21 protein-coding genes and 1 pseudogene are annotated in these 26276 nt (G+C 61.0%); 16 read left to right on the forward strand and 6 right to left on the reverse strand.

Annotation, left to right across the window (positions count from 1 at the left end):
* The first annotated feature begins 83 nt into the window (after positions 1–83).
* The 6 genes from NQL71_RS24150 to NQL71_RS24175 all read left to right on the forward strand — a co-directional run bounded on the left by NQL71_RS24150 (position 84) and on the right by NQL71_RS24175 (position 6807).
* On the forward strand, positions 84–908 hold the full coding sequence (locus NQL71_RS24150) for a helix-turn-helix domain-containing protein (RefSeq protein WP_274643462.1): 825 nt from the start codon (positions 84–86) through the stop codon (positions 906–908).
* 131 nt (positions 909–1039) lie between these two features.
* Positions 1040–1582, forward strand: coding sequence for a DinB family protein (locus NQL71_RS24155; protein WP_274643463.1), 543 nt, complete (start codon positions 1040–1042; stop codon positions 1580–1582).
* Between the two features lie 194 nt (positions 1583–1776).
* Positions 1777–2727: a LysR family transcriptional regulator gene (locus NQL71_RS24160; protein WP_046817382.1), complete on the forward strand. Its 951-nt coding sequence runs from the start codon at positions 1777–1779 to the stop codon at positions 2725–2727.
* Positions 2728–2859: 132 nt separating this feature from the next.
* Positions 2860–4314, forward strand: a complete 1455-nt coding sequence (gene tcuA / locus NQL71_RS24165) for an FAD-dependent tricarballylate dehydrogenase TcuA (protein WP_077183863.1) — start codon at positions 2860–2862, stop codon at positions 4312–4314.
* Entirely contained in the window at positions 4301–5458 is a 1158-nt protein-coding gene (gene tcuB, locus NQL71_RS24170; protein ID WP_046817380.1) for a tricarballylate utilization 4Fe-4S protein TcuB, read from the forward strand. Before tcuA ends, tcuB begins: the two co-directional genes overlap by 14 nt.
* Positions 5459–5505: 47 nt before the next feature.
* Entirely contained in the window at positions 5506–6807 is a 1302-nt protein-coding gene (locus NQL71_RS24175; RefSeq protein ID WP_046817379.1) for an MFS transporter, read from the forward strand.
* A 2-nt stretch (positions 6808–6809) separates the two neighbouring features.
* Here NQL71_RS24175 and NQL71_RS36870 read toward each other — a convergent pair.
* Positions 6810–6953: pseudogene (locus NQL71_RS36870) on the reverse strand (IS5/IS1182 family transposase); the annotation flags it as partial.
* On the reverse strand, positions 6952–7908 hold the full coding sequence (locus NQL71_RS24180; RefSeq protein WP_248687886.1) for a LysR family transcriptional regulator: 957 nt from the start codon (positions 7906–7908) through the stop codon (positions 6952–6954). The gene NQL71_RS24180 and the pseudogene NQL71_RS36870, both read right to left, overlap by 2 nt.
* Positions 7909–8301: 393 nt before the next feature.
* On the opposite strand from NQL71_RS24180, the gene NQL71_RS24185 reads away from it, so the two are divergent.
* From NQL71_RS24185 to NQL71_RS24230, 10 genes are all read left to right on the forward strand, one after another.
* Positions 8302–8631 carry a DUF485 domain-containing protein gene (locus tag NQL71_RS24185; protein ID WP_046817378.1) on the forward strand — a complete coding sequence of 110 codons (330 nt, stop codon included), beginning with the start codon at positions 8302–8304 and terminating at the stop codon, positions 8629–8631.
* On the forward strand, positions 8628–10277 hold the full coding sequence (locus NQL71_RS24190) for a cation acetate symporter (RefSeq protein ID WP_046817377.1): 1650 nt from the start codon (positions 8628–8630) through the stop codon (positions 10275–10277). Before NQL71_RS24185 ends, NQL71_RS24190 begins: the two co-directional genes overlap by 4 nt.
* 181 nt (positions 10278–10458) lie before the next feature.
* The gene (locus NQL71_RS24195; RefSeq protein WP_274643464.1) at positions 10459–11709 is read left to right on the forward strand and encodes an OprD family porin; all 1251 of its coding nucleotides are present in this window, start codon (positions 10459–10461) and stop codon (positions 11707–11709) included.
* Positions 11710–12060: 351 nt separating this feature from the next.
* Entirely contained in the window at positions 12061–13764 is a 1704-nt protein-coding gene (locus NQL71_RS24200) for an AMP-binding protein (protein ID WP_166622004.1), read from the forward strand.
* A 101-nt stretch (positions 13765–13865) separates the two neighbouring features.
* Entirely contained in the window at positions 13866–15374 is a 1509-nt protein-coding gene (locus tag NQL71_RS24205; RefSeq protein WP_274643465.1) for a CoA-acylating methylmalonate-semialdehyde dehydrogenase, read from the forward strand.
* Positions 15375–15484: 110 nt separating this feature from the next.
* Positions 15485–16381 carry a 3-hydroxyisobutyrate dehydrogenase gene (gene mmsB, locus NQL71_RS24210; RefSeq protein WP_077186332.1) on the forward strand — a complete coding sequence of 299 codons (897 nt, stop codon included), beginning with the start codon at positions 15485–15487 and terminating at the stop codon, positions 16379–16381.
* Positions 16378–17502, forward strand: a complete 1125-nt coding sequence (locus NQL71_RS24215) for an enoyl-CoA hydratase/isomerase family protein (protein ID WP_274643466.1) — start codon at positions 16378–16380, stop codon at positions 17500–17502. Before mmsB ends, NQL71_RS24215 begins: the two co-directional genes overlap by 4 nt.
* Positions 17484–18635 carry an acyl-CoA dehydrogenase family protein gene (locus tag NQL71_RS24220; RefSeq protein ID WP_046817372.1) on the forward strand — a complete coding sequence of 384 codons (1152 nt, stop codon included), beginning with the start codon at positions 17484–17486 and terminating at the stop codon, positions 18633–18635. Before NQL71_RS24215 ends, NQL71_RS24220 begins: the two co-directional genes overlap by 19 nt.
* 64 nt (positions 18636–18699) lie before the next feature.
* Positions 18700–20328: a methyl-accepting chemotaxis protein gene (locus NQL71_RS24225; RefSeq protein ID WP_274643467.1), complete on the forward strand. Its 1629-nt coding sequence runs from the start codon at positions 18700–18702 to the stop codon at positions 20326–20328.
* A gap of 29 nt (positions 20329–20357) precedes the next feature.
* Positions 20358–21017 carry a TetR/AcrR family transcriptional regulator gene (locus NQL71_RS24230; protein WP_052760649.1) on the forward strand — a complete coding sequence of 220 codons (660 nt, stop codon included), beginning with the start codon at positions 20358–20360 and terminating at the stop codon, positions 21015–21017.
* Positions 21018–21288: 271 nt separating this feature from the next.
* Here the strand turns inward: NQL71_RS24230 and NQL71_RS24235 are convergent, their stop codons facing one another.
* From NQL71_RS24235 to NQL71_RS24250, 4 genes are all read right to left on the reverse strand, one after another.
* The gene (locus NQL71_RS24235; protein WP_077186334.1) at positions 21289–22431 is read right to left on the reverse strand and encodes an acyl-CoA dehydrogenase family protein; all 1143 of its coding nucleotides are present in this window, start codon (positions 22429–22431) and stop codon (positions 21289–21291) included.
* A gap of 13 nt (positions 22432–22444) precedes the next feature.
* Positions 22445–23638: an acyl-CoA dehydrogenase family protein gene (locus NQL71_RS24240; RefSeq protein ID WP_274643468.1), complete on the reverse strand. Its 1194-nt coding sequence runs from the start codon at positions 23636–23638 to the stop codon at positions 22445–22447.
* A gap of 107 nt (positions 23639–23745) precedes the next feature.
* Positions 23746–24831: a Zn-dependent alcohol dehydrogenase gene (locus tag NQL71_RS24245; protein ID WP_046817368.1), complete on the reverse strand. Its 1086-nt coding sequence runs from the start codon at positions 24829–24831 to the stop codon at positions 23746–23748.
* Between the two features lie 28 nt (positions 24832–24859).
* Complete coding sequence (locus NQL71_RS24250) at positions 24860–26212, reverse strand: coniferyl aldehyde dehydrogenase (protein ID WP_046817367.1); 1353 nt, start codon at positions 26210–26212, stop codon at positions 24860–24862.
* Positions 26213–26276 lie beyond the last annotated feature (64 nt).

Below are 26276 nucleotides of genomic sequence, written 5' to 3' on the forward strand. Positions count from 1 at the left end.
CTGGCACAGTAGTGGTAGGGTTGCTGGCGCTCAATGACCTGTGAGGTCATTGAAGCCAGGCACAAGGACGTCAAAGGCGAAGCATGAGCAATCACCTGTTCCATCATAAACATCCCCCGCCAGCCACATCGGCGGGCCAGCACTTGCGCCTGCTGCGTCGGCAGGCAGGGCTAAGCCAGCTCGATCTTGCACTCATGGCCGGGGTTTCTCAGCGCCACCTCAGTTGCGTTGAAACCGGCCGTGCCAAGGCGAGCACCAGTACTTTGCACGCCATACTTTCGGCCCTTGGGGCGCCGCTGGATCACTGCAACGAAGTCTTTCTTGCCGCTGGGTACGCGCCTCGCTACGCCGCAACATCGCTCGATGCACCCGCCCTGGAAATGGTCCACACGGCCATCGATCACATCCTGCGTGCGAACAATCCGGCGCCTGCCATCGTTATCGACAGCAACTGGGATATCACTGCTGCGAACGTGAGCACGGGGCTACTGTTGGCGATGGCGGGAGTGGCGCAGGACGTGGCGTCAGGTTTCAATCTGCTGGAAACACTGCTCTGCCCCGGCGGGCTCGGTGATCGGTTGGCCAATGCACAGGAGATTCGCGCTGCTGCGTGGCAGCGCGCCTCCAGAGAGTCAGTCGGCAATCCAGCCCTCGCAAAGCGCTTGCACAACCTGCCAGCTCCGGCCATTGCCTTGCAGACACCCGCTGCCAGCCCTTTGCTGCTGACCCGTGTGTGCACCCCGGATGGAGAGTTGAGCTTTCTCTCAACCTTCACTACCTTCGGCATGCCCCTGGACATCACCGTGGAGTCGCTGCGAATCGAACATTTGATACCTGCCGATGTGATGACCAGGTGCAGGATGATGCAAGCCTTCGAAGATTGGAACGCGGATGGCGGCCAATCATGAGTGGCCGCAATCGAGCCGAGCAGCCGGTCACGTGTCTATCAAGTCAGGGGCGATTCAAAAAGCCCTGCTCTAGAATGGCCCCCAGGTGAGCGGGGATCGCTTGCCAAGTTTTCACTCAAAGGATGAACACGATGGGCCGCACCAACCATATCTGCCTGATGGCGAACTATAACGATTGGATGAACGCAAAGGTTTATGAGGCGGCCAGAAGCCTGACAGATGAAGAGCTGTCAGTGGACAGGAAAGCATTCTTTGGTTCTATTCTCGGGACGTTGAACCACCTGGTGGCCGGGGACACTATCTGGCTAAAGCGATTTGCCAAGCACCCAGCGAACCACTTGGCTCTGGAGCCGATTCGACAGCTCCCTGCCCCCCAAAGCCTCGATCAGTCACTGCTCTCGAATATTCGAGAACTTTCGGCACATCGCGTTTGGCTCGATCAGGTAATTGTCGAGTGGTCTCGCTCGATGACAGAGTCGGATCTGGATTACACGCTCAATTACACAAGCATGAATGGAACCCCCGCTGACAAGAACTTTTATGGCTTGGTCATGCATTTCTTCAACCACCAGACCCATCACCGAGGCCAAGTTACGACTTTGCTGTCACAAGGTGGTGTCGATGTAGGCGATACTGATCTGGTCCTCCTCATTCCTTCCGAGTCCCATACATAATCTAATAATCAGCACTAGCTGGTCGCAGGCCACAGTGTCGATGACACCTTCGAGTCAACGGCTACCCGTCCTCGACGACGCGCACGCGCTTAACGATCAACCCAAACCTGCGACAATGCTGCCTCTTCGGGCTTGGTAACTTGCGTGGCAAACGTTCAGGTATTTGAATAACAGATTCGCGAGGAGCCGCCACATTGGAATTGAGACAACTGCGCTATTTCGTAAAAATCATCGAGCTTGGCAGCCTGGGACGTGCGGCACTTGAACTGGACGTTGGCGTGTCAGCCCTCAGTCAGCAAATCTCCAAGCTGGAAAGCGAACTGTGCACCCGCCTCCTGAATCGAACCTCCACCGGTGTGACGCCCACTAGCGCCGGGTTTGCGTTTCTACACCATGCCCAATTGACGCTACGCCAGGCTGAAAACGCAATCATGGCCGCTCATCGCGGGCGAATGAGCGGTTATGTCAGCGTCGGCTTGCCGCCGACTACCGCAACAGTGCTCGCGTTGCCGTTGATCAACGCAATGCGTGCGCGTTATCCGGACATACAACTGCATTTGGTGGAAATGCTTTCCGGCCACTTGGCGGCGCAACTCAACGCACGGCAAATTGATCTGGCCATCCTGTTCCAGCTCGAAGGGGGTAAACGCTGGAGCGTGACGCCGCTGCTGGATGAAAAGCTCTTTGTCATTGCCTCGCCCAGCCTGCCACAGGCGCCTTCCGGTGAAAGCGTGCAGTTAGCCGACCTCGGCGGCCTGCCGCTGGTGATGCCCAGCGCGCAACATGGATTGCGCTCGGCATTGATGAGCGCGTTCGAGCGGGTCGGGCTAACACCCAATGTCATTATGGAAGTCGACGGTCTGGCTGTGTTGATGAACGCCGTTCGGGCAGGTCATGCAGCAACGATACAACCGGGGGCGGCCGCTGCATTGAAGGACAGGTCCGGACTTTCAGTGATCAGGATTGCCGATCCCCATGTGGGCCGGCGTAATCTTCTGGCGACGCTGGCTGACGACGAACTTTCTCCGGCGGCGCTGGCAACGCGGTTGGTCATCGTCGATGTGGCGCGACAGCTGGTCGTCGACAGACAATGGCCTGGCGCTACGTGGATAGAAGGGGTAGACGTGTCATCCTCCTTCACCTGACGACCAAGCCTTTAGAAAAACTAAACACCCCGCGTCAAAAGCAGCCTTTCGACCACTCCTTCCCCACCCTATCGTTCTCCCCACTCGCAAGGAGCACTTCGTTCCCGCTTCCTTGCAAATCGAGGAGCGATAATGATCGATGTCTTAATCATAGGGGGTGGCAACGCTGCCTTGTGCGCCGCGCTGATGGCGCGAGAAGCGGGCGCCAGCGTGATGCTGCTGGAAGCCTCGCCGAAAATCTGGCGCGGTGGCAACTCCCAACACACCCGTAACCTGCGGTGCATGCACGATGAACCGCAGGACGTGCTGATCGATGCCTATCCGGAAGAAGAATACTGGCAAGACCTGCTGAAGGTCACCGGTGGCCTTACGAATGAAAAGCTTGCACGCATTGCCATTCGCGCATCGTCTTCTTGCCGCGATTGGATGCGTTCACACGGCGTGCATTTTCAGCCACCGCTGTCCGGCGCGCTGCACGTGGCACGGACCAATGCATTTTTCATGGGCGGCGGCAAAGCGCTGGTCAATGCCTATTTCCGCAGCGCCGAGCGCCTGGGTGTAAAAGTTCGCTACAACGCGCAAGTGACCGACATCGAGTTGGATGAGGGGAAATTCGTCGCCGCCCATGTGGGCGAACATGAGATCGATGGTCAGCGTTTCGCCGCCGAACGCATTGAAGCCCGGGCCTGCGTGTTGGCGGCCGGCGGTTTCGAATCCAACCGAGAGTGGCTGCGCGAAGCGTGGGGTCAGAACGAACGCGGTGAATGGCCATCGGACAATTTCCTGATCCGGGGCACCCGATTCAACACCGGCATTTTGCTACGGCGCATGCTCGACCTTGGCGCCGATGTGATCGGCGATCCGACGCAAGCACACATGGTCGCGATTGATGCCCGTGCGCCACTCTACGACGGCGGCATCTGCACCCGAATCGACTGCGTATCGCTGGGTGTGGTGGTCAATCGTGATGGCGAACGCTTCTACGACGAAGGTGAGGATTTCTGGCCAAAACGGTATGCGATCTGGGGACGTCTGGTGGCCGGACAACCCGGTCAGCAGGCGTATTCGATCATCGATCAACAAGCCATCGGCCGCTTCATGCCGCCGGTCTTTCCCGGCACCACCGCCAATACTCTGCAAGACCTTGCCCGCCAGTTGAAGCTGCCTCAAGAAAAATTCGTCAAGACGGTCGAGGACTACAACAGCGCCTGCCGCGTTGGCACGTTCGATCACACGGCGTTGGACGACTGCCATACCCAAGGACTGATGCCCGCCAAAACCCATTGGGCGCGGCCATTGGTGAAACCACCTTTCTACGCCTACCCGCTTAAACCGGGTGTCACGTTCACCTACCTCGGCCTCGCCACCGACGAAACCGCTGCCGTGCATTTCAACGGCAAGGCGAGCCCCAACCTGTTCGTCGCGGGAGAAATGATGGCCGGCAATGTTCTGGGCAAGGGCTACACCGCCGGCATCGGCATGGCCATCGGTACCGCGTTTGGCCGCATCGCCGGTGTGCAGGCGGCCGCTTCGGTGGGCTTTGGCGTTTCATCTGCAAACACGGAGTCTCGACATGCAACTGTTTGATCCCCAAGCGTCGGGCGGGTTGATCCCGGTGTTGAACCTTGACGAAAGTGAAGTCCAGCGGCAGATGACTATCTGCAATGCCTGTCGTTATTGCGAAGGCTTTTGCGCGGTATTTCCGGCGATGACCCGGCGCCTGGAATTCACTCAGGCCGACATCCATTACCTGGCGAACCTGTGCCATAACTGCGGCGCGTGCCTGCACGCCTGTCAGTACGCCGCCCCACACGAATTCGACGTCAACATTCCCAAAGCCATGGCCAAAGTGCGCCTGGATACCTACGCCGAATACGCCTGGCCGCCCGTGATGGGCAGGTTGTATCAGCGCAACGGCCTGACCCTGGCGCTGGCTTCCGGTGGGGGACTGGCCTTGTTTTTATGCCTGACCCTGATGCTCATGGGCAACCTGTTCACGGCCATTCCCGGGGGCAACTTCTACAGGATTTTCCCGCATAACACCCTGGCGCTGATGTTCGGCTCAGTGTTCGGCTTTGCGGTCCTTGCCCTGACCATGGGGGTACGGCGCTTCTGGCGCAACGTTTCACCGGTCGCAACGCCACTGCCGTTGAAAACGTCCGCTGCACTGGAGGCTACGGCCAACGTCGCGAAGCTCAAATACCTGGACGGCGGCCATGGCGAAGGCTGCAACAACGCCGACGATCAATTCACCTTGTGGCGCCGCCGATTCCACCACCTCACCTTCTACGGCTTCATGCTGTGCTTGGCCGCCACCGGTGTCGCCACGCTCTTTCACTATCTGCTGAAGTGGTCGGCGCCTTATCCGGTCTTCAGCTTGCCGGTGATGTTGGGGATTGCCGGTGGCATCGGCCTGTTGATCGGCCCGGCGGGTCTGCTTTGGCTGAACCTGCGTCGCAACCCTGCGCACGGCGATGAGAACCAAAAACCCATGGATCGCGGCTTCATCGCCCTGCTGTTTCTGGTCAGCGCAAGCGGCCTGGCGCTACTGGCTTTGCGCGAAACCAGCGCCTTGGGCTTGATGTTGGCTATCCATCTCGGCCTGGTCATGGCGTTTTTCTTGACCATGCCCTACAGCAAATTCGCCCACGGAATCTTCCGCAGCGCAGCGCTGCTCAAACACGCCATCGAGAAGCGTCAACCCAACCCGATCAACGCCGGCAGCGACTGACGCTTAAAGCACTCATTCCAAAAACAATAGTGAGCATAACGGTAGCCATGATGAAAACGACAACGGCAACAACCCGAGCCAAGGGGTCCAAATTGGGCGCCATTTTGCGGGTCACCAGCGGTAATTTTCTCGAGCAGTTCGACTTCTTTCTGTTCGGGTTCTACGCGACCTACATCTCCCAGACCTTCTTTCCAGCCACCAGCGAGTTTGCCTCGTTGATGATGACCTTCGCGGTCTTCGGCTCCGGATTCCTCATGCGTCCGTTAGGCGCCATTGTGCTGGGGGCGTACATCGACAAGGTGGGCCGTCGCAAGGGGCTGATCGTGACGCTGTCGATCATGGCCGCCGGTACCGTATTGATCGCCCTGGTGCCGGGCTATGCCACCATCGGCGTGGCAGCACCGATTCTGGTGTTGTTGGGCAGGCTGCTCCAGGGCTTCTCCGCCGGCGCGGAAATGGGTGGTGTTTCCGTGTATCTGGCGGAAATTTCCACCCCCGGTCACACCGGTTTCTACACCAGTTGGCAATCGGCCAGCCAACAGGTGGCGATCGTCGTCGCGGCGGCGTTGGGCTACACGATCAATGCCACGATGCAAGCCGCTGAGATCGCCGATTGGGGCTGGCGTATTCCGTTCTTCATTGGCTGCGTGATCATCCCGTTCATTTTCATTATTCGCCGCTCACTGGAAGAAACCGCTGCCTTCACTGCTCGCAGCCATCGTCCAACCACTCGCGAAGTGTTTCGCTCGATGCGTGACAACTGGCGCACCGTACTGGCGGGCGGCTTGCTGGCGTCCATGACCACCACCACCTTCTACCTGATTACGGTCTACACACCGACGTTTGGCAGGACAGTACTGAACCTGAGCACCACCGACAGCCTGGCGGTCACACTGCTGGTCGGTATCAGCAACTTTATCTGGCTGCCCATCGGCGGCGCCCTCTCCGACCGCATTGGCCGTCGGCCACTGTTGCTGGCGATATCGTTGCTGTGCATCTTCACCGCCTATCCCGCCATGCACTGGCTGGCCGAGGCGGCGAGTTTCGAACGACTGCTCGCTGTTCTGCTGTACTTCTCATTCTTCTTTGGCATTTACAACGGCGCCATGGTCGCGGCACTGACCGAAGTCATGCCACAGAACGTGCGGGTGGTCGGGTTTTCACTGGCCTTCAGTTTGGCCACCGCGGTGTTTGGCGGTTTTACCCCGGCCATCTCGACGCTGCTTGTCCAGGCCACCGGTGACAAGGCATCACCTGCCTACTGGCTGATGTTCGCGGCGGTGTGCGGGTTCACGGCGACGACGATCCTGTATCGCCGGCAAAAAGCTTTGGCAGTCAAAACCGTTTAGCTGTCGCGGTCGGAACCGACGTTGGTCACCTCGTGCGCGACGATCAGAGGGTGCTGCATGTCGATCGCTGTCTGCACGTTGTAACCAACGATTTCGGTGCCGCGCATCATCATGGAGCGGGCGTCCGGATCGGTCAGTGAGACCTCAAGGTGACGGCAGGTAAGCCATCGCGCGCGTCTCGCCCATCAGCAGCGAACGATTGAGTTCCGCGCAGGCGCGCAGGTAGTCGGCGACCAGGGTGATCCGCTTGAGCTTGCGCAGATCCTCGCTGTAGTACATCCAGAACTGTCGAGTGACCTCCACCTGGTCCGGCAGCACTTCACACAGGCGCGGGTCGGGCCCCGCGAGAAAGCAGGGAAGGATGGCCAACGCACGCCCTTCCAGCGCCGCATGGTACTGGGAGACTACGCTGGTGCTGCGCAGGCGGCTTTGTGCGCCGGGCAGCAGGTCGTTCAGGTAGAGCAGCTTGAAACTGAAGGCCAGATCCTCGACATAGGTCACGAACGGGTGACTCGCCAAATCCTCGCTACGGGTGATCGGCGGATGATTGGCCAGGTACTCCGCAGTCGCATACAGGCGCAAGCGATAGTCACACAGTCGCGAACACACGTACGGTCCGCGCTCAGGCCGCTCCAGGGTGATGGCAATATCCGCCTCGCGCCGTGACAGGTTGACGAAGTGCGGAACCGGCAAAATGTCCACTGAGATGTGCGGATAGTGAATGATGAAGTGACTCATCTGCGTGGTGATGAAGCAGGAGCCGAAGGCTTCGGTACAGCCGATGCGCAGGTGCCCGGCGAGCCCCCCGGTGGTTCCCGAAACCTCCCCGCAAGCTGCCAGTAGCGTACTTTCCAGTGTTTCAGCGTGACTGATCAGCCGCTGCCCCTCGACAGTCATGACGAATCCCGAAGTTCGGGACTTCTCGAAAAGCAGCGCGCCAAGACTTTGCTCAAGGGCACGGATGCGCCGCGACACCGTGGTGTAATCCACCCCCAAACGACGTGCTGCGCCACTCGCGGTGCGAGCGCGGGCGACCTCGAGGAAGAAACGCATATCGTCCCAATTCACGTGAGATTGCGTTGTGCGTTTTTGCATATTCATCAGGCTTTTCCGCCAATTCTTATTGGAAATTAGCCAACATATACTCGCATTCAGCCTGGCTTGACCAGCATCGTTTCTCAACCGGAAAAGCCCCGATTTCAAACAGGGCCAACGGCCTGGATGCAGGGTAAAAACACTGCTTTCAAGCCGAAAAAGGCATCTGCACGGCAGCGCAATCACTGCCATTTTCGCCCCCGCCGAGGGCTCATACGGCGGGTTACCTTTCGGCGCCACACCCATGGCATTTCAACCTTCCCTCGCCTTCGGAAGATCGCCAGGGCAGCAATGACTCCAGCAGCATTCAGGCGATGTCCCGCATCGGGTCGTCGCCCGGGTACCCGTACGCCCCTGAAAAGGCCGGCAAACAACAACAATTAAAAGCGGAGCCTCACTATGACGATTGACCATCCGAACCATGTCCAGACCTGCGCCCAAGTCAGGGCCAATCCCAAGTTCCAGCACCTCACTCGCCAGCGCGCGCTGCTGGCCTGGTCACTGAGCGGCGCAGTCCTGACCGTCTATTACAGCTTCATCATGGTAGTGGCGTTCGCCCCTGCCTGGTTGCACTTGCCACTGTACGACGGCAGTCACCTCAGCCTCGGTATGCCAATTGGCGTGGCAATCATCTTGCTGTCCTGGTTGCTCACCGCCTGGTACGTGCACACCGCCAACACACGCTTCGACGCGCTCAGCGCGCAGATCCTTCAGGAGACCCGCGCATGAAACGCCTGCCCGCCCTCCTCGCCCTTTGCCCCCTGCTGGTCAACGCCGACACCATCACCGCGCAGAAGCAACCGCTCAATCTGCATGCCATCGGCATGTTCTTCGTCTTCGTCCTCGCCACTTTGCTGATCACTTGGTGGGCGTCCCGCCGTACACGCTCCGCTGCCGATTTCTACAGCGCCGGTGGCGGTATCACCGGTTTCCAGAATGGCCTGGCGATCGCCGGTGACTACATGTCGGCGGCCACTTTGCTGGGCCTCTCGAGCCTGGTGTTCACCAGGGGCTATGACGGCTTCATCTACATCATTGGCTTCTTCGTAGGCTGGCCCATCGTCACCTTCCTGATGGCCGAGCGCCTGCGTAACCTGGGCCGCTACACTTTCGCCGACATTGTCTCTTTCCGCCTGGATCAGACGCGCGTGCGCAGCTTCGCCGCCCTCGGCTCGTTGACGGTGGTGTGCTGCTACCTGGTGGTGCAGATGGTCGGCGCCGGCCAGTTGATCAAGCTGCTGTTCGGCCTCGACTATCGCACGGCGGTGGTTGTGGTCGGCTTGCTGATGCTGGTCTACGTGATCTTCGGCGGCATGCTCGCCACCACCTGGGTGCAAATCACCAAGGCCGTACTGCTATTGGCGGGCGGCACGACCCTGATGCTGATGGCCCTGAGCCGCTTCGGTTTCAGCTTCGAGACGCTGTCGGCCCAAGCTGTAGCAGTGCATGCCAGCGGCGCGCAGATCATGGGCCCGGGCACCTTGCTGGCCGACCCGATCAACGCGGTGTCACTGTCCCTTGGCCTGGTTTTCGGCATCGCCGGCCTGCCGCACATCCTGATGCGTTTCTTCACCGTGCCCAATGCCAAGGAGGCGCGTAAATCAGTACTGTTCGCCACGGTGTTCATCGGCTTCTTCTTCCTCGTGGTCTGCATCCTGGGCTATACCGCCATCGTCATCGTCGGGACTGACCCGCAGTATTACGTCGACGGCAAGCCAGGCGGCGCCATGATCGGCGGCGGCAACATGGTGGCCATGCACTTGGCCAAGGCGGTGGGCGGCAACCTGTTTCTCGGGTTCCTCTCCGCCGTAGCCTTCGCCACCATCCTGGCCGTGGTTGCCGGCCTGGCCCTGGCCGGCGCCTCGGCGATTTCTCACGATCTTTACGCCTCAGTCCTGAAGAAGGGCAAGGCCGACGAGAAGCAGGAAATGCGCGTATCACGCATTGCCACTGTCTGCCTGGGCATTGTCGCGATCTCCCTGGGCATTCTGTTCGAGGGCCAGAACATCGCCTTCCTGGTCGGTTTGACGTTCGGCATAGCCGCCTCTGCAAATTTCCCTGTACTGATCATGGCCATGTACTGGGGTGGCCTGACCACCCGTGGTGCCCTCTATGGCGGTTTGACCGGCCTGGTCAGCGCCCTGGCGCTGGTCATCGGTTCGCCGTCTGTGTGGGTCGGTGTGTTGGGCCACGCCCAGGCGATCTTCCCCTACGACCAACCGGCACTGTTCTCCATGCCTTTAGCCTTCCTGGTCATCGTGGTGGTGTCCAGGCTGGACCGCAGCGAGCGCGCCGACCGTGAACGCGCTGCCTATGCCGATCAGTTCGTCCGCGCCCAGACCGGCCTGGGCGCTGCCATGGCCAGCAGTCACTAGCGCTGCCGTTTTACGGGTCTATGCCCCGAGCGCGAGTGCGCCCCTTAGCGTCGCGCTTTTTTACTCCCCCCTGCTCCGCCTGGCGCAGGGCACCTTCAACGAGCCTTCCCGCCACTGGCCCCGATCAGTGCGGGATCGGCTTGCTCATAACAACACTTCTTCTAATAACAAGAGACAAGCAATGAAACCCACCCTCATCATCCTGTTCCTGGCCGGCAGCAGCCTGGCCTCCCAAGTCCACGCAAGCTTCCTCGCAGACAGCAAAGCCAGCCTGGAACTGCGCAACTTTTACTTCAACCGAGATTATCGTCAGACCAACGCAGCCCAATCCAAACAAGAGGAATGGGCCCAGGGCTTGCTGCTGCGCTATGAGTCTGGCTTTACCGAAGGTCTGGTCGGCGTCGGTTTCGACGCCATCGGCCTGCTCGGCGTAAAACTCGACTCCAGCCCCGATCGCGCCGGTTCCGGCCTGCTCAAACGCCACAGCGACACACGCAAGGGTGCCCAGGACGAATACGGCGAACTGGGCCTGACCGCCAAGCTGCGCGCCTCCAAAAGCACGCTCAAGCTCGGCACGCTGCTGCCCAAGCTGCCGACGGTATTGGCCAACGACTCACGGCTGCTGCCGCAAACCTTCGAAGGCGGTCAGTTGACCTCGCTGGAAATCGAAGGCCTGACCGTGGATGCCGGGCGGCTGACCCAGGTCAACCAGCGCGACTCCTCGAACTATGAGGATATGGGCATCACCCGCACCGGCGCCAAGGGCATCACCAGCCGCCAGGTGGGCAGCGACAGCTTCGATTTCGCCAGCCTGAACTACAAGTGGACCGGCAACCTCACCACCGGCTACGCCTACGGCCACCTCGACAACTTCTACGACCAGCACATGGTCAACCTGACCTACGTACTGCCCGTGACCGCCGGCCAGTCCTTGAAGACCGACCTGCGTTACGCCCGCTCTACCGACGATGGCGGCAGCAATGTCGACAACAACGCGATCGGTGCCATGTTCACCTACAGCCTCGGCGGCCATGCCTTGGGCCTGGGCTACCAGGGCATGAGCGGCGACACCGGTTTCGCCTACATCAACGGTGCCGATGCGTTCCTGGTGAACTTCGTGCAAATCGGCGACTTCGCCAGCAAGGACGAACAATCCTGGCAGGCACGCTACGACTACAACTTCGCGGCCATGGGCGTGCCTGGCCTGTCCTTCATGACCCGCTACCTCACCGGCGACAACATTGACCTGGGCAGCAACCGTCCCGAAGGCAAGGAATGGGAACGCGATACCGACATTGGTTACGTCGTACAGAGCGGGCCGCTGAAAAATGTCGGCGTGAAATGGCGTAACGCGACGGTGCGCTCCACCAACTTCGGCAGCGACCTGGATGAAAACCGCCTGATCCTCAGTTATACCCTGGCGCTCTGGTAATCCCCCCGCAAGACGGGGCCGCTCGTATCGCCTGATGGTGCGAGTGGCCTCGCGTTCAACGCGCCTTAGCTATGATTTTTTTGCACAACGCACCGGTGTTTATGAGCGTTTTTAATTGATTTTTGCATGCATATACTGAACTCAAGCGCCCGGTCTCGAACCGGGCCAGTCCCAACAAAAACAAACAAGGGCATCCACCGTGAAGACATCCATGCTTGCCATCGTCTCCCCGCTTTCAGGTACCTGCACGCGTCCCGTACGCATTGCTGCGCGCAGCGAAGCCCCCCTCGCCGCTTGACCATCCCGTACCCGTTACCGCGCCGATCGCCCTCGCGATCGATGGAGACTTTAATGAACAGCAACTGCCAACCCTTCCTCGCCGCTCGCGATTTCCTGCTGGCCCACCGCACCGATTACGCCACCGCCGCGCGTGACTTCCGCTGGCCGCAACTGAACGAGTTCAACTGGGCACTGGATTACTTCGATGCCATGGCCGAGGGCAACCAGGCCAACGCCCTGTGGATCGTCGAAGAAGACGGCAGCGAGCAGCGCTACAGCTTCCAGCAACTGGCCGCGCGCTCAAACCAGGTGGCTAACCACCTGCGTGCACTTGGCGTGCGCCGTGGCGAGCGCGTCCTGCTGATGCTCGGTAACGACGTCGCCCTGTGGGAAACCATGCTGGCCGCCTTCAAACTCGGCGCGGTTGTCATCCCTGCCACCGCCCTGCTGACTCCCGATGACCTCGGCGACCGTATCGAGCGCGGCCAGGTTCGTCACCTGGTGGTCGGTGCCGCCCACGTCGACAAGTTCGACGGCCTGGGTGAAGGCTGCAGTCGCATTTGCGTCGGCCCGGCCCCCGCCGGCTGGACGCCGCACAGCGCCGCCAGCGAGTATTCCGAACAGTTCGACATCGAAGGGCGCACCCTGGCCACCGACCCGATGCTGCTGTACTTCACCTCCGGCACCACCTCCAAACCGAAGATGGTGCTGCACAGCCATCAGAGCTACCCGGTCGGCCACTTGTCGACCATGTACTGGATCGGCCTGCAGCCGGGTGACCTGCACTTGAACATCTCGTCACCGGGTTGGGCCAAGCACGCCTGGAGCTGTCTCTTCGCCCCGTGGAACGCCGGCGCCTGCATCTTCATCCACAACGTCGCGCGCTTCAGCGCCCCGGCCCTGCTCGGCGCCCTGGAGCGCTACGGCGTCACCAGCCTGTGCGCTCCGCCCACCGTGTGGCGCATGCTGATCCAGGAGGACTTGACCAGTTACAAGGATCGCTTGAACCTGCGCGAGCTGGTGGGTGCCGGTGAGCCGCTCAACCCGGAGATCATCGAGCAGATCCTGCATGCCTGGAACTTGCCGCTGCGTGACGGCTTCGGCCAGTCGGAAACCACCGCCCTGGTTGGCAACACGCCCGGTCAACTGCTCAAACCCGGCTCCATGGGCCGTCCGCTGCCGGGCTACCAGGTGACCATGCTCGACCCTGACGGTGTCCCCGGCAATGAGGGCGAGGTTGCCCTGCCGCTGGACGTGCGTCCGCTCGGGCTGATGCTGTGCTATGAGGACAGCCCGGAAAAAACCGCCGAAGTGATGCGCGACGGTTTCTACCGCACCGGCGATACCGCTCAGATCGACGAGGACGGTTATGTCACCTTTGTCGGCCGCGCCGACGATGTGTTCAAAGCCTCCGACTACCGCATCAGTCCCTTCGAGCTGGAAAGCGCACTGATCGAGCATCCGGCAGTGATGGAAGTGGCCGTGGTGCCTAGCCCTGACCCGCTGCGCCTGGCCGTACCCAAGGCGTTTCTGATCCTGGCCCATGACGAACCCGGGAGCGCCGAGCTCGCCGGCAATATCCTCGCCTTCGCCCGCGAGCACCTGGCGCCGTACAAGCGGGTGCGGCGCATCGAATTCGTCAGCGAACTGCCCAAGACCATCTCCGGGAAAATCCGCCGGGTGGAACTGCGACAAATGGAAGTGCAGCGCCGGCAGAGTGATGCACGCGGCGCTCATGAGTACTTCGAAGAAGACTTCCCACAGCTCAAGGGCTGAACCCGGGCCGGTTCGCCGGCCTTCCTGAATTCAATTCCGACCGCTCGGCCATCCAGGCCGAGTGGCTTAACTCGCCCCAAAGAAAGTAGGCAGAACTGAAAATGACCTCTTCCAGCATTCCAAGCGTCAAGCTCCTCATCAACGGCGAATTCGTCGAATCGCGCACCACCGAGTGGCGCGACGTGGTCAACCCGGCCACTCAGGAAGTCCTGGCTCGCGTACCCTTCGCCACCGCCGAGGAAATGAACGCCGCCGTGGCCAGCGCCAAGGAAGCCTTCAAGACCTGGCGCAAGACGCCGATCGGCGCTCGCTCGCGGATCTTCTTCAAATATCAGCAACTGATCCGCGAGAACATCAAGGAACTGGCCGCCCTGCTCACCGCCGAACAGGGCAAGACCCTGCCGGATGCCGAAGGTGATGTATTTCGCGGACTGGAAGTGGTCGAGCACGCCACTTCCATCGGCAACCTGCAGATGGGTGAATTGGCCAACAACGTCGCCAATGGCGTCGACACCTACACCCTGATGCAGCCGCTGGGCGTGTGCGCCGGCATCACCCCGTTCAACTTCCCGGCGATGATCCCGTTGTGGATGTTCCCGATGGCCATCGCTACCGGCAACACCTTCATCCTCAAGCCATCCGAGCAAGACCCGTTGGTGACCATGCGCCTGGTCGAACTGGCGCTGGAGGCCGGTGTACCCAAGGGGGTGCTCAACGTCATCCACGGCGGCGTCGATGCGGTGAACCTGATCTGTGACCACCCGGACATCAAGGCCGTGTCCTTCGTCGGTTCGACCAAGGTCGGCACCCACGTCTACAACCGCGCCACCCAGAACGGCAAACGCGCACAGTGCATGATGGGCGCCAAGAACCACGCCATCGTCCTGCCCGATGCCAACAAGCAGCAGACGTTGAACAACCTGCTGGGCGCCTCGTTCGGCGCCGCCGGCCAGCGCTGCATGGCCCTGCCGGTGGTGATCCTGGTGGGTGAAGCGCAGAGCTGGCTGCCGGACCTGATCGAGCGGACCAAAACCCTCAAGATCAATGGCGGCACCGAACCAGGCACCGACATCGGCCCGGTGATCTCCTGCGCGGCCCTGGATCGGGTCAACAGCCTGATCGCCAGCGGCATCGAAGAAGGCGCCCGGCTTGAACTGGATGGACGCAACCCAAGCGTGCCGGGTTATCAGGACGGCAATTTCGTTGGCCCGACCATCTTCTCCAACGTCACTGCGCACATGTCTGTGTACCGCGAGGAAATCTTCGGCCCGGTGCTGTGTGTCATGCACGCCGCGAGCCTGAGCGAGGCGATCGAGATCATCAACGCCAACCCGAATGGCAACGGTACCGCCCTGTTCACCCGCTCCGGCGCTGCGGCCCGGCACTTCCAGGAAGAAATCGATGTCGGCCAGGTGGGCATCAACGTGCCCATTCCAGTACCGGTTCCGCTGTTCTCCTTCTCCGGTTCGCGCGCCTCCAAGCTCGGCGATCTGGGCCCTTACGGCAAGCAAGTGGTGACCTTCTACACCCAGACCAAGACGATCACCCAGCGCTGGTTCGACGAGGATGACACCGGCGGTACGGTGAACACCACCATCACCCTGAAATGATCTCTGCCGGCCGGCGCACAACGTCGGCCGGCCAGAAACTGAACGGTGCAATACCAGCCATTTCTGGTCGATGTGCACTAGCGCGTCACCACTCGCAAAAGGTAGTCATCATGCATATCGGTTTTCTCGGCCTGGGCAACATGGGCGGCCCAATGGCCCGCAACCTGCTCAAGGCTGGCCACAGCCTGACCGTCTTCGATCCCTTCCCGCAGGCAATCGCCGCCTTGGTCGAGGCCGGCGCCAGCGCCGCGGACTCGCCTGCCGGCGTGGCCAAAGCCGGGGTTGAAGTGATCATCACCATGCTACCAACCGCAGACCACGTGAAGCAGGTCTATCGCGGCAAGGACGGCCTGTTGGCCAATATTGGCCAGGGCGTGCTGTTGATCGACAGTTCGACCATCGACCCGCTCAGTGCCCGCGAGGTGGCCAAATTCGCCCTTGCCCAAGGCAACCCAATGCTCGACGCGCCGGTCTCCGGCGGCACCGGCGGCGCGACGGCGGGCACCCTGACGTTCATGGTCGGCGGCCCGGTCAGCGTGTACGACCAGGCCCTGCCGATCCTTTCGGCGATGGGCAGGAACATCGTGCATTGCGGTGCAGCAGGTAACGGCCAGGTGGCCAAGATCGCCAATAACATGCTGCTCGGCATCTCCATGGTCGGCGTCGCCGAAGCCATGGCCCTGGGTGTGGCCCTGGGCATGGACGCCAAGGTGCTGGCCGGGGTCATCGGCACTTCCACGGGTCGCTGCTGGAGCTCGGAGATCAACAATCCGTTCCCGGGCGTGCTGGAAAATGCTCCGGCCTCGCGCGGTTACAGTGGCGGCTTCGGTACCGACCTGATGCTCAAGGACCTGGGCCTTGCCACTGAAGCCGCTAAACAAGCGCGTCAGCCGGTGGTGCTCGGTGCTGCCGCGCAGCAGCTGTACCAGACCTTCAGCCTGCAAGGTAACGGCGGTCTGGACTTCTCCGCCATCATCAAACTGTTCCGTGGGGAAGCCCAAGCATGAGCCCGCAGCAAGCCCCGGTGCTGGCCACTGTGCGCAACCGCATCGGTCACCTGACGCTGAATAGGCCAGGCGCGTTGAACACCCTGGACCTGCCCATGGTGACGCTGCTTTGCCAGCACCTGTGGGTCTGGGAACAGGACCCCGAGATCGTCGCCGTGACCCTGCGTGGCGCCGGGGAAAAAGCGTTCTGTGCCGGTGGCGATATCCGCATGCTGTACGACAGTCACAAGGCCGGCGACAACCTGCACGAGCGGTTTCTCGAGGAGGAGTACACCCTTGACGAGTACCTGCATGGCTACTCCAAACCGGTGCTGGCGCTGCTCGATGGTTTCGTCCTGGGCGGCGGCATGGGACTGGCGCAGGCTGCCTCGCTGCGAGTGATCACCGAACGCACGCGGATGGGTATGCCGGAAGTCGGCATCGGCTTTTTTCCCGATGTCGGCGGCAGCTATTTCCTCCCGCGCCTCCCGGGTGAGTTGGGTATCTATCTGGGGGTCACAGGCGGCCAGGTACGTGCCGCCGACGCGCTCTATGCCAAGCTGGCCGACTACTATCTGCCCAGCGAGCGGCTGGCCGAACTGGATGCCGCGCTGGATCACTTGAACTGGACTTGCGCGCCCGACGAAGACTTGCAAGACCTGCTCGCGGGCCTGGCCACCGAGCGTATTGCGGGATCGGAACTCAAGGCGTATCGCCAGGTGATCGATGAATATTTCGCCCTGCCCGATGTGCCGGCGATTCGCAATGCGCTGCAGCGCGAGCAGCGCCCCGAGTTGCGCGACTGGGCCGAACAGACGGTCGAGCTGCTCGACAGCCGCTCGCCGCTGGCAATGGCTACGACACTGGAACTGTTGCGGCGCGGTCGATACCTGAGCCTGGCCGATTGTTTTGCCCTGGAGCTGCACCTGGACTACCAGTGGTTCGACAAGGGTGACCTGATGGAAGGTGTGCGCGCCCTGATCATCGACAAGGACAAGACCCCACGCTGGAACCCGCCAACCCTGGCGGAACTGATACCTGCGCGGGTGCAGGCCTTTTTCAGCGACTTTCACCCGGCCTCTGGCAAACCCCTTCGCACCGCCCGTTCGGCAGGAGACTCGCAATGCACGATATCGAATTGAACGAAGAACAACGCATGATCCGCGACATGGCGCGCGACTTCGCCCGCAGCGAAGTCGGCCCGCACGCCCCGGCCTGGGAAAAGGCCGGCTGGATCGATGACGCCGTGGTGGCGCAAATGGGCGAACTAGGCCTGCTGGGCATGGTCGTGCCGGACACCTGGGGCGGCAGTTACACCGACTATGTGGCCTACGCCCTGGCCGTGGAAGAAATCTCAGCGGGCGACGGCGCCCTCGGCGCATTGATGAGCATCCACAACTCAGTGGGCTGTGGCCCGCTGTTGAAATATGGCAGCCCAACCCAGCAAGACAGCTGGCTGCCGCTTCTGGCCAGCGGCCAGGCCATTGGCTGTTTCTGCCTGACCGAGCCACAGGCCGGCACCGAAGCACACAACTTGCGCACGCGCGCCGAACTGCGCGACGGCCAGTGGGTACTCAATGGCGCCAAACAATTCGTCAGCAACGGCAAACGCGCCCGGCTGGCTATAGTCTTCGCCGTCACCGATCCGGAGCTGGGTAAAAAGGGCCTGTCGGCTTTCCTGGTGCCGACCGACAATCCCGGATTCGTAGTCGATCGCAGCGAACACAAGATGGGCATCAAGGCATCCGATACCTGCGCGGTGACCCTGAACAACTGCACGATACCCCAGGATCATTTGCTGGGTGAGCGCGGCAAAGGCCTGGCCATTGCCCTGTCCAACCTGGAAGGCGGTCGCATCGGCATCGCCGCCCAGGCCCTGGGCATCGCCCGTGCCGCCTTCGAGGCCGCGCTGGCGTATGCCCGCGAACGCATCCAGTTCGGCAAGCCGATTATCGAACACCAAAGCGTGTCCAACCTGCTGGCTGATATGCACACCCGGCTCAATGCCAGCCGCCTGCTGGTGCTGCATGCCGCGCGTCTTAAAAGCGCCGGGCAAGCGTGCCTGTCAGAAGCCTCGCAAGCCAAGCTGTTTGCCTCGGAAATGGCTGAGCGCGTGTGCTCCAGCGCCATGCAGATCCATGGTGGTTATGGCTACCTGGAGGATTACCCGGTGGAACGCTACTACCGCGATGCGCGCATTACCCAAATCTACGAAGGCACCAGCGAGGTCCAGCGCCTGCTGATAGCCCGCGAGCTGGCCCACTACGCGCTCTGAGCCCCAGGCCGGACGCTCCCTGCGTGCGGCCGCCCCTTTTTCTGCCCGCCTTCCGGAGTTGCCCATGCTCGGCCTGCGTAATATTCCCATCAGCCGCCGCCTGTGGTTGATCCTGCTGACGTCCATCCTGATGCTGCTGACGCTCGCTGGCCTGATGCTCAAACAGAACCATGACGACCTCCATGGGGCCAAGGCGCTGAAAACCCGCCACGTGGTCGAGACGGTCAGCGGCATCCTGCGCCATTTTCACAACCTTGAAGGCCAGGGTCTCGATCGTGAGCAAGCGCAACAACGGGCCAGCGCGGTCATACGTGAGCTGCGCTATGACCGTGGGGATTACTTCTGGATCGAAGACCTCGACACCCGCATGGTCATGCATCCCAATGCCAACCTCGAGGGCAAGCGCATGGCCGGCACCCGCGACCCTGATGGCAAGGCACTGTTCGACGAGATGGTTACCGTGGCAAACCGCGACGGCTCCGGCCTGGTGCACTACCGCTGGCCAAAGCCGGGCTCCGACGTGCCGCTGGAGAAGGTTTCCTACGTCGAACTGTTCAAGCCCTGGGGCTGGATCGTGGGCTCGGGTATCTACATCGACGACGTGCAAGTCGAGTTCCGCCGCCAGCTGGTTCAGGCCTTCGTCATTGTGATGACGATCGCCCTGCTGCTTAGCGCGCTGATCCTGCTGATCGCCCGCAGCATAGCCTCGCCACTGGCGCAGGTGGTCAATGCAATGGAGAACATCGCCAGCGGCGAAGCCGACCTGACCCACAACCTGGACAGTCGCTGGCGTGATGAGCTGGCCGCTGTGAGCCGCCACTTCAACGGGTTTACCAGCAAACTGCGCTCTGTGATCGGGCAGTCCGTGCAGACCGCCGACAGCCTGGACAAGGCCTCGCATTCGCTCGGAGAGATTGCTGGCGACAGCCAACGCCACAGCCAGCAGCAGTCACAGCAAATGGAACTGGTGGCCGCCGCCATTCACGAAGTTTCTTACGCTGTGCAGGAAGTGGCGAAGAACGCCGAGCACGCTGCAAATGAGGTACGTCAGGCCGATCAGCAGGCGCGCCAAGGTCAGCACAACATCGACAGCAGCCTGCGCCAGATCGACCAGTTGTCCGACACCATCGGCCAGGCCGTCGAAGTGATCCAGAGCCTGGCCCAGGAAAGCACCCAGATCGGCAGCGTACTGGAAGTGATCCGCGCCATCGCCGAGCAGACCAACCTGCTGGCGCTGAATGCCGCCATTGAGGCGGCGCGAGCTGGAGAACAGGGCCGCGGATTCGCCGTGGTAGCAGACGAAGTGCGCCTGCTGGCCCAGCGCACTCAGCAGTCCATCACGCAGATCCAAGTCATGATTGAGCGCCTGCAGGGCAACTCGCAAGCGGCGGTAAAAGTCATCAATGCCAGCAGCCAAGCCGCTCAACAAACCGTGGAGCAGGCCCGCGAAACCGGTGAAAGCCTGTCCCAGATCATCACTGCGCTGCGCAACCTCACGCAGCTGAACGCCTCAATGGCCAGTGCCACCCTGGAGCAGTCCCACGTCGTCGAGGACATCAACCAGAACGTCATACGTGCAGCTTCGCTGGCCCACGAAAATGCCCTGGCAGCAGACCAGTCCAACGAAGCTAGCCAGAAACTGCGTCAACTGGCGGGCCAGCTCAATGGGCTATTGGGGCAGTTTCGCGTATGAGATGGATAAGCGCGGATGGAAATGATCCCATGACTGCCTCCCAGCCAATGACGTCCCGTTGCACCAGCCCGAAATCTGTTAGGGCGAGCCCCACCGAACAAGTGCACCACTCGCGCTTCCTGGAAACCCGCAGTAAAGCGCTCGAGCTGTTCGCCAAGTGTGGCTTCAGCCGGGTAAGCATGCGCGACCTGGCCTCCCATCTGGGCATCAAGGTCGGCTCCATTTACAACCATATTGATAGCAAGGAAGCACTGCTGTACGAATTGATCGAGGAACTCTACGAACAGTTGCTTCATGGCGCCATCCTGGTAAGCCGTCGCAAATCCGCACCCGCCGAACGACTCCACGGCCTGTTTGAGGCGCACCTCCTGCTGCATGAGCGTATGGGGGAGCATTTCCGCCTGGCGGAATATGATCTCCATTGCCTGAGCCACGAACAGCAAGCCTTGATCCTGACCCTACGTCGGCGCTATGAGGCACACTTGGTGGGAACGATAGAGCAGCTCACGGGTACAGCGGCGAGCGCCATCCAGCGCGCTACCTTGAGCAGCATTGTTTCCCTGCTAAACCAGCTGCCGGCCTGGATTGGAGAGTCCCAGGCTGGTAAGGGAGCACGGCGCAAGTTGCTGCATGAGATAGCCATGGGAGCCCTCCACGGTGCATTGCAGGCGACTCATGCATCCGGTTGAAATCTCGAAAAACCGATCATCTAACGCGCGTGAGACAGCGCCCCTAAATGCCAACATGTACATTCGGCTGTAGCTCGTTGAGGCAGTCCCTTCCACCCGCTGCACGTTAACATGTTGGCGGGTTAAATCAGCGCCTGACCCCAGCGGAAGCCTCCCTCATTAGTCGAAACCTGTGAGGGCAAGCTTGCTTGCGCAAGCGGTGGGTGACTCGACAGGGATGTTGAAGCTTCTGGCTTCTTCGCGGGCAGGCTCGCACAGCAGCACAAAGCGACTACGCCACCTGCATCAACTTCGCATACACCTGCAAATGGTGGTCGTCATCGCCAAACTGACGGGCAACCATCAACAGGTGCTTGGCATGGTGCGACTGCATGTATTCCCAAGTCAGGCCGATGCCGCCGTGCAACTGGATGCCCTGGTCGGCGACAAAGCGGCTGGCGCGGCTGACGATGAACTTGGCTGCGGACAGGACCCGGCTGCGCTCGTCACTGTCGGCCTGATCGGCGACGCAGGCGGCGTACAGGGTCATTGAAGTGGCCTGGTCCAGCTCGATTCGCATATCGACCATGCGGTGCTGCAATGCCTGGAACTTGCCGATCGGCTGGCCGAACTGCTGGCGGGTCTTCAAGTAATCGAGCGTCAACGCACAGGCTACCTCCATGCTGCCAACGGCCTCCGCGCATTGGGCTGCGATGCTGCGGCCCTGCTGGTAACGCAAAGCCGGCAAGGCCTGGCCCGGTTCGCCAAGGAGCGCGTCGCTGTCGACGAACACATCTTCGAGAAACAGATCGCAAGCCTTGCGCCCATCCACGGTGTCGAAGACGCGCCGATGCACGCCGCGAGCTTGCGGGTCGAGCAGGAACAGGCTGATGCCGTTCTCATCGCGCACGTTATCGCTGGTGCGTGCCGAAACCACGATCAACCCGGCGCTTTGCCCACCGACAATCACGGACTTGCGGCCGTTGAGTTTCCAGCCACCGGTTACCGGCTCGGCGAAGGTCTGCACGTCACGCAATTGGTAATGACTCTGCGGCTCATCGACCGCCACCGCCAGTTGCAGGCTGGCGCTGGCGACTTGCGGCAACAGTCTGTCTTTCTGCGCTTCGCTGCCCAACTGGGCGATCAGGCCACCGGCAAAAATCACCGAATGCAAGTAAGGCTCAAGGCAAAGCCCGCGACCCAGCTCGGTCATGATCAGCATGTTCTCTATGCCAGTACCCGCATAGCCGCCATACGCCTCGTCAAAAGGCACGGCGCACAACCCCAGTTCGCCCAACTGCTGCATGAACGACGCGCTGAAGCCGTGGGTGCTTTGGCGATACTGTTCACGATGCTCGAAACCGTAAACATCGCGCACCAGGCGCGCGGCGGTTTCCTGCAGCATCAGTTGCTCTTCTGTCAGTTTGAAATCCATGATCGGGTGCGCCTTAGAGTTCGAGGATCATTTTCGCGATGATGTTTTTCTGGATTTCGTTGGCCCCGCCATAGATCGAGGCCTTGCGCGCATCCAGATACTGATAGGTGGCCGCGCTGCTGTAGTCCGTGTACAGCAACGGCTCACTGCCGTAATCCAGTTCATCCTGAATGAACGGCATGGCATACGGGCCCACGGCTTTGCTAATCAACCAGGTGATCGCCTGCCGGATCTCGGTACCCTTGATCTTCAGGAGCGAGCTCTCCGCGCCAGGGACTCCACCATCGCGAACCGCTGCCAAAGTACGCAGGCTGCTCATTTCAGCGGCCATCAACTGCATCTCGACTTCGGCGATTTGTGCCCGAAACAGCGGGTCGTCTATCAATGACCGGCCATCGCGCCGTTCTTCACTGGCGATGTGTTTCAGACGGTTGAGCAGCGCTTTGTTGTGCGCAATTCCGCCAATGCTTGTGCGTTCATGAGTCAGCAAATACTTGGCACAGGTCCAGCCCTGATTTTCCTCGCCGACCAGATTGGCCACCGGTACCCGAACGTTGTCGAAGAACACTTCGTTGACTTCATGCTCGCCGTCGAGGGTGATGATTGGTCGTACAGTGATGCCCGGTGTCTTCATGTCGAGCAGCAGGAAGGAAATGCCCCGCTGCTGGCGAGCCTCCGGGTCGGTGCGTACCAGGCAGAACATCCAGTCGGCATAGTGCGCCAGGGTGGTCCAGGTTTTCTGGCCGTTGACCACGTAGTGATCGTCCTCGCGTACGGCACGGGTTTTCAATGACGACAGATCGGAGCCCGCACCCGGTTCGGAGTAACCCTGGCACCACCAGTCATCGCAGCTGAGTATGCGCGGCAGAAACCGAGCCTTCTGCTGCGCCGTACCGAACTTGATGATGACCGGGGCCACCATCTTCAGGCCGAACGACACAACCTTGGGAGCGCCGGCCGCGAAGCACTCTTCGTCGAAGATATGCTTCTGCACGTCCGACCAGCCCGTGCCACCGAACTCGACGGGCCAGCCTGGAGCCAGCCAGCCCCGGCGGTTCAGCGTCCGCATCCACTGCACTTGATGCTCTTTGCTCAAGCGCTTGCCTTGGGATATCCGCTCGGCGAACTCGGTCGGCAGGTGGTCGCGCAGGAACGCCCGGACGTCCTCGCGAAAGACGCGTTCGTCCGCTGTGAAATCAATGTCCATCCATCCACTCCAAAAAAACCTTTGCTCAGGCACTTATCCGAATGCTGCAAAAACCTGTGGAGTCGGGCTTGCCCGCGTCCACAGGGATCAGAGGCTATTCAAGGATTTCACTCGTCGAAAATGATCACCGAGCGAGCCAACTCACCACGGCGCAACTCATCGAACGCATCGTTGATCTGCTCCAGCTTGATGCGCTGGGAAATCATTTCGTCGAGCTTGAGCTTGCCGGCCATGTAGAAATCCACCAGGCGCGGCATGTCCACCGGGAAGCGGTTCGACCCCATCAACGAGCCCTGGATGCGGCGTTCGTGCAGCAGTTGCAGCGGGTCCAGTTCGATTTTCAGACCGGGCTTGAGCATGCCGATCACGGTGGCGGTACCGCCGCGCGCCAGCATGGCGAATGCTTGTTCGGCGGTTTGCTTGAGGCCGATGCATTCGAAAGCGTGGTGCACGCCGCCCCGGGTCAGCTCCATCACTTGCTTGGCCGCATCGCCGTTCTTGCCATTGATCAGGTCGGTGGCGCCGAACTGCTTGGCCAACTCCAGTTTGGAGTCGAGCATGTCGATGGCGATGATCCGCCCGGCCCCGGCCAGTGCCGCGCCGTTGATGGCTGCCAGACCGATACCGCCACAACCGATCACGGCCACAGTTTCACCCGGACGCACCTTGGCAGTGTTGAATACAGCACCAGTGCCGGTGGTGACGGCACAACCGAGCAGCGCGGCCCGGTCCAGTGGCATGTCACGACGAATCGCGACACAGGCGTTTTCATGCACCAGCATCTGCTCGGCGAATCCTGACAGGTTGACGAACTGAGGGATTGGCTTTTGCACGTAGGTCAAGCGTGATTCTTCGTCCTTGCCACGCTTGGTTTCCGGCGACACGCAGCGCGCCAAGTGGCCGGTCACACAGTGATCGCAGTGGCCGCAAAACACAGTCAGGCAAGTGACTACGTGATCGCCCGGCTTGACCGAACGCACTTCGGAACCGACCTGTTCAACCACGCCGGCGGCCTCATGACCCAATACCAACGGCCCCGGATACGGGAACGAGCCATCAATCACATGCAAATCCGAATGGCAGACACCGACCGCTTTGGTACGGATCAGCACTTCACGCGGCCCCGGTTTGCTGATGCCCACTTCTTCAATGACCAGCGGGGCTCCAACCTGGTGGAATACAGCAGCTTTCATGGCAGTTCTCTCAAGAATGAAATGGGGTTCAGGCCGGGTTCGGTGCGGTACGCAGCACGGCTTTGGCATGGCTGAAGGTGCGGAAACCGTCGATGCCGTGATAAGCACCCATGCCGCTCTGACCGACGCCGCCGAACGGCAGGCCTTCGGTACTGGCATGGCTCAACACGCCATTGAGGGTCACGCCACCGGAACAGGTGCGGCTCAGCACATGCGCTTCCTCGGCGGCATCGTTGCCGAAGTAATACAGGGCCAACGGACGCGGGCGCGCATTGATCCGGGCGATCACTTCGGTGATGGAGTCGTAGGGTTTGATCGGCAGCAGCGGGCCGAAGATTTCGTCCTGCATCACTTGCAGGTCGTCTCCCGGGTCGCGCAACAGAGTCGGCACAATCTTGTTGCGCGTCCCCTCGTTAAAGTCTTCCGCGGCCGCGTTCAGTTCGATCAGCTCGACACCGGCGTCGCGCGCTTCACTGAGGTAGCCCAGCAAACGCTCGTAATGGCGGCTGTTGATGATCGAGGTGTATTCGGGGTTGTCCTTGAGCGTCGGCAAGAACCCGGCAACCACTGCTTTGGCAATGGCAATGAAGGTATCGACCGATTCCCTTGGCACAAACACGTAATCCGGCGCGACGCACAGCTGCCCGGCGTTGAGCAGCTTGCCGATGACGGTCTTGGCCACCGCGTCCTTGAAATCCGCAGTACGGGAAATGATGGTAGGCGACTTGCCGCCCAGTTCCAGGGTCACCGGGACCAGGTTTTGCGCCGCCGCGCGCAGAACGTGTTTGCCGATGCTGGTAGCCCCAGTGAACAACAGATGGTCAAACGGCTGACCGCAGAACGCCTGGCCAACATCCGCACCGCCCAGCACCACCGCCACTTCGTCTTCGGCGTAGACCGAACGGATCAGCCGCGCAATCAGGGCCGAAGTATGCGGGGTGAATTCCGAGGGCTTGATCATCACCCGGTTGCCGGCGGCCAAGGCGCCGGCGAGTCCGCTGAAGACCATGTAGCCCGGGACGTTCCACGCGGTGACAATGCCCACTACACCCAGGGGCTGATACTGAACCCAGGCTTCACCGGCTCTGGCCTTACGCTTTTCAGGACGCATCCACTCGGCCACTTCGGCCTGGGTCTGCTTGAGGGTGGCCAGCGGCGACAACACTTCGCTGCCCCTGGAGAATCCAGGGCTGCGATGACCGAAGTCAGCTGTCAGGGCGTCGATGATTTCCTGCTCGTGGCGGACCAGTAGACCGATCGCCCGCCCGAGCAGTTCGCAGCGCTGCTCGGCGCTCCAGGGTTCGCTGCCCAGGAAGGCCGCCCGCTGTATTTCCAGAACCGAACGGATGTCCGTGCTCGTCCAACTCTCGATGGCGCTCATCACTACCTCTCTTGTTGTTGTCTGGACGCCACCGCGATTGCGCAGCAGTGCGTCGGGTTGGCTG

This window comes from Pseudomonas serbica, from assembly GCF_028823535.1.
In the GTDB taxonomy this organism is placed as follows: Bacteria; Pseudomonadota; Gammaproteobacteria; order Pseudomonadales; family Pseudomonadaceae; genus Aquipseudomonas; species Aquipseudomonas serbica.